The sequence below is a fragment of the Archangium sp. genome (assembly GCF_036388035.1).
Taxonomy (GTDB): domain Bacteria; phylum Myxococcota; class Myxococcia; order Myxococcales; family Myxococcaceae; genus Archangium.
In genome coordinates, this window is record NZ_DASVSO010000967.1 from 1 (window position 1) to 1,874 (window position 1,874).

2 protein-coding genes and 1 pseudogene are annotated in these 1,874 nt (G+C 71.0%); 2 read left to right on the forward strand and 1 reads right to left on the reverse strand.

All coding sequences use genetic code 11. The annotated features are described in order from the left end of the window. The first annotated feature begins 96 nt into the window (after positions 1-96). A complete protein-coding gene (locus VF697_RS40005) occupies positions 97-591 on the forward strand; it encodes a hypothetical protein (protein ID WP_331103534.1) in 495 nt (164 codons plus the stop codon). A gap of 84 nt (positions 592-675) precedes the next feature. Continuing rightward, positions 676-1,068, forward strand: a complete 393-nt coding sequence (locus VF697_RS40010) for a YkgJ family cysteine cluster protein (RefSeq protein ID WP_331103536.1) — start codon at positions 676-678, stop codon at positions 1,066-1,068. Positions 1,069-1,152: 84 nt separating this feature from the next. Here the strand turns inward: VF697_RS40010 and VF697_RS40015 are convergent. Beyond that, positions 1,153-1,874: pseudogene (locus tag VF697_RS40015) on the reverse strand (hypothetical protein); the annotation flags it as partial.

The window sequence follows — 1,874 nt, forward strand, 5'->3', positions numbered from 1 at the left end:
CGCGAGCAGGCGGCCAGACAGGCGCTCCACGGTCCGACAGGCACTGAGAGGGGATTGGGCTGCCCGCCTGCTTCCCGGATAGGCTGTGCGGCGCCCATGACGACCGCCCTCCGCCCCGTGCCCCCGAGCGTCGAAGCTCCCGCCGTGCCCGCCGTCTCCACCGCTCCGGCGCCCCTGCCCGCCGCGCGATTGATGGCGCACGCCGCCGCGTGGCTCACGCTGCTGGGCCTGCTCACCGGGGGCTACGTCGCCGCGGCCATGACGGGGAAGGTGCCCGCGGATCCACACATGGCGCTCGCCTCGCATCTCAACGCGTTGATGGGGGCCTTCCTGCTCCTCGGGGTGGCCTGGACGCTGCCGATGCTGCGCTACGGCGCCGTGGGCCAGCGCCGCCTCGCCTGGGCCTTCATCCTCGCCAACTTCGCCAACTGGGGCGTCACCGCCGTGAAGGCGTGGCTGCGCGTGGCCGGCGTGGATGCCACCGGCGAGCCCGTGAATGACGCGGTGTTCGGCGTGCTCACGCTCTCCGTCGTGTTGCCGGCGCTCGGCGCGGCGGCGGCGTGGGTGTACGGCTTCCGCCGCTCGGAGTGACGCGCAATGGAGCCGGTGCGAGCCCTCGCCTCTTCGCTCGCTTGCGCGGCCCGCCTGCGCGTCCGTGACTATCTAAGGGGTGTCATGGATCCTGGCACGCCCGAATCTCCGCTCTCGCTTCTCTGCCGTGGTTGCGGCCTGTGCTGCGATGGCAGCCTCTTCAGCCACGTCGGGCTGGAGCCCGAGGAGATCGACCAGCTCCACGCACTGGGAATTCCCACGCAGACCCGTCCCAGCGGTACGGAGGTGCTTCCGCAGAGGTGCTCCGCGCTCAAGGGTCGCGACTGCCAGATCTACGCGAACCGTCCGTCGAGCTGCGCTGAGTATCAATGTCTGCTCGCTACCGCTCTGCTCGAGGACGAGGTCACCCTGGAGGAGGCCCAGGCCACCGTGAAAAAGGCGCAGCGCCTGATCGCGGGCGGACACGCCCGAAGGTTTCTGCGGCAGCGGTTCCGCGGCCGCAAAGGGTTCGACTGACCCTGAAGCCCCACCTCGCCCGCCTCCGCCAGGACAGGTCCCGCCCCCAGGGTGAGGGCGGGAGTGGCGAGCCGTCGTGGCGTCTCAGGGGAGCAACTGGATGTCGTCGACGTAGAGTGTGCCCTGGTCTCCGCCCGACTGGTCCTGGAGGTAGACCTCCCGGAGCGTGCCGGCGCTCACGCCGATGCTGCTGAGCGGGATGACGATCTGCTGCCAGGTGCCCGGCTGGAGGGAGTGGCCCAGCGCCTGGTCCAGGCGGCGCTCCCCGAGGAAGCTCGAGCCGTCGCCGAGCACCACTCGCGCGAGCTGCCCGCCAGAACTCCCCCCGTGCACCCAGAGCGAGAGGGACTTGTAACGGCTCAGGTCCACTCCCGTGCTGGCGTGGAAGAAGAGGGCGGACCAGCCATCCAGCTCGGCGGCGATGGCGGACGCGCCCGTGTGGACGACGCCATGGGAGTACAGGTCGTGCGTTGCCCAGCTCCAGTCATCGAACCCGGTGCCGAGGCCCTCCGCGTAGAGGGAGAAGGGCGGCGTCGTCGGAGGCGGAGGAGGCGGAGGCGGGGTGCTGGAGCGCACCAGGCGGATGTCGTCGAAGTACACGGTGGCCTGATCTCCGCCCGTGTCGTCCTGGAGGTAGATGTCTCGCACGCTGCCCGAGGACAGGCCCACGGCGCTGAGCGGCACGACGACCCGCTGCCAGGTGCCCGCGAGGATGGGGTGGCCCAGCACCGCGTCCAGCCGCACCGAGCCGAGCAACCGCGAGCCATCGTAGAACGCCAGCCGCACGCCCTGACCGCCGGAGGTGC